Origin of the sequence: Anaerosacchariphilus polymeriproducens (assembly GCF_003363435.1) — a bacterium.
In the GTDB taxonomy this organism is placed as follows: Bacteria; Bacillota; Clostridia; order Lachnospirales; family Lachnospiraceae; genus Anaerosacchariphilus; species Anaerosacchariphilus polymeriproducens.
The window spans coordinates 1-2,551 of the sequence record NZ_QRCT01000021.1; the positions used below are offsets into that span (position 1 = coordinate 1).

Genomic DNA, 2,551 nt, shown 5'->3' on the forward strand with positions numbered 1-2,551 from the left:
GCAGCGTCAGATGGTTATAAGAGAAAGGAGGGAATAAATGCAGGCTGGTACTTGTTAGAAGGCAATGAAGAAATGGCAGCACTAAGTGCTATGTCAGCCCTGCCACTTATAGGTTCCGTGGTAGGTTCTGGAATCCGTCTGGGATTCAAGGCATCGAAGTTTTTTAATAAAGCAGCCAAGACCGCAAAATATATTGAAAAGATATCAGAAGTGGTATCCTATACCGGCAGCTTTACAGTTAGCGCAGTGAATTTGAAGCATGATGTCACAAATGCCATCAAGGAATATAAAAAAACAGGAAGTGTCAGTGCAGAAAGTGTATTCTCAATACTGGCAGACGGACTGGGAGTAGGACTTAGCGGCAAAGGCCTGGTATCCAGTGGAAAAAGCCTTCGAAAGATGCTTCAGGCAGACTTTACCGGAGTTGGAAAGAATACTTCACTGAAAGAGGCACTTAGTAAGAATAAATTTGGGCTAGGAAATCAGGCCGGTGGAAATGGGAATCGCCTTTCATATGATTTGCAGTATTTTGCGAGTAAGGGGGCGGCTGAAGCTGGAACAGGTCCTTATTCACAAGTTAAAGGACACCATATACATGCAAAAGCAGCTTTTAAAGGGGATATAAATTATGACCCTAATAAGGGATTTTCAATAAGTCAAGATTTTATGAAGAATAATGGATTAAGTCATTCTGATATGACAACTAAGCAAAGACAGCTATTTAAAGAACTTTATGAAAGTGGTAGACCTAATACGATTGAAGAGCATACAAGAATAGCAAGAGAAGCATTGGAAGCAGGTGGCGCTAGTGAAAGTCAAATTGATGAATTAATAACAAATTCACTTAATAATTTAAAAGAACAAGGAGTAACTAACCCAACAAGAATACCTTGGTATTCAAAATAATAATTGAGGAGTCATAAAAATGAGCGAAAATATTTTAGATTATTTCGGTAATAAACTAATGAAGGAAGTAAGAGATGAAACTATATCAAGTTTAGATATGATGATTGATGGTAAAATGAAAGGCAGTACTGCACAACAAATAAGAGGAAAAATATCAACATTTAACGAAGAACAATTAATGACAATAAAGTGGTTAATAACTAAAATTACAGATTTAAGTATACATAATTTACTAATGATGATTGAGCAAAATGATGATATAAAAGTAATGGTAGACGATAATGATATAAAAGAAGATAGTGATGGTTTAGAAGGTGAATTATACACTGAAGATGGTTGGATTAGCAGATTTAGTAAAGAGAGATATGAAGAAATATAATTTAAATGTAAAAAATAAATAATAGGACTACATAAAATGTTTTACTATAAACTCTGAAAAATTAATAAAAGTAGAATAACTACTCATAGCATAATAGTAATAATGCAGTGATAAGATGAAATGAATTAGCTTAATTTAAGTAGGCTGGTTCATTTCTTTTTTAGCAATTAACAGATTCTATAGATATATCATTTAAAAGAAATATTAAAAAGCGTAAGCGATTAGTTTCGGGGTATACTCATAAACTAAGTTCTGGAAGCTAAGCTTGGATTCCAGAATACAAGCATTTTACTCTATTTTATTTTTACATAACTCTTGTACAGTTTCATTCCACGGAGCAAGCTTTGCTAATTCATCATCTGACATATTTTTGCTTGGGGGTTGCTCAAATATTCATATAAATTTAAATCGTATGCCTTTGAACTGACGTACCCTGGTGGACAAGTAGTGCGTTATACCTACTATAAGAATGGCTGGTTACATACCGTAACAGATGCAGAGAAAAAGGTAACTACTTACACCTATGATAAAAATGGAAGACTGACGAATACCAAAAGAGCAAATGGAACCATAGAATCAAGGACTTATGATAAAGCCGGGAATTTAAAAACACAGCTAGATAAGAAAGGCAGTGCTATTTTAAATCGATATTCCTATCAGTATGACGCAAGAGGAAATATTACTTCTGTCTCACAAACAGAAAAGGAAAATATTGCAAGCCTTACTCAAACACAAATGAAATATGATAAGGCGAATCGTCTAATCTCTTATAATGGTAAACAGGTAAAATACGATGCTGACGGCAATATGACATATGGTCCACTAAACGATACAATGACCACCTTCAAATATGATTGCAGAAACCGTTTGATACAAGCAGGCGACACTAAGTATGAGTATGATGCAGAAGATACTAGAATTGCAGTACAGACCAAGAATATTCGTGAGGAATATGTAACCGATAAAGAAGCAGCCTATTCTCAGACTCTAAGTGTAACGACATATAAAAAGAATATACTAGGCATTTTTAATAAGAAAGAAGATACGACAACTTATATTTATGGAAATGGTCTTATAAGTGAAACGAGTAAAACGAATGGATATTTGACCTATCATTATAATCACTTGGGAAGTACTACCAAGGTTACGAATGCAAGTGGAAAGGTTGCGTACCAATACACTTATGGAAGTTATGGAGAAGTATTAAGTGGAAAGACCGGCATCATTCGTTACCTATATAATGGTCAATATGGCGTACAGACGGAT

At 34.6% G+C, this 2,551-nt stretch carries 2 protein-coding genes and 1 pseudogene; all 3 read left to right on the top strand.

Annotation, left to right across the window (positions count from 1 at the left end; all coding sequences use genetic code 11):
• The coding region (locus DWV06_RS18680) for a hypothetical protein (RefSeq protein WP_205027758.1) at nt 1–906 on the top strand (906 nt) is incomplete at its 5' end.
• 19 nt (nt 907–925) lie between these two features.
• Entirely contained in the window at nt 926–1,285 is a 360-nt protein-coding gene (locus DWV06_RS08800) for an epimerase (protein WP_115481819.1), read from the top strand.
• Between the two features lie 447 nt (nt 1,286–1,732).
• A pseudogene (locus DWV06_RS08805) lies at nt 1,733–2,551 on the top strand (RHS repeat domain-containing protein); the annotation flags it as partial.

Coding starts and splice junctions, on each gene's coding strand:
- DWV06_RS08800 (WP_115481819.1), top strand. CDS start 926: ATGAGCGAAAATATTTTAGATTATTTCGGTAATAAACTAATGAAGGAA.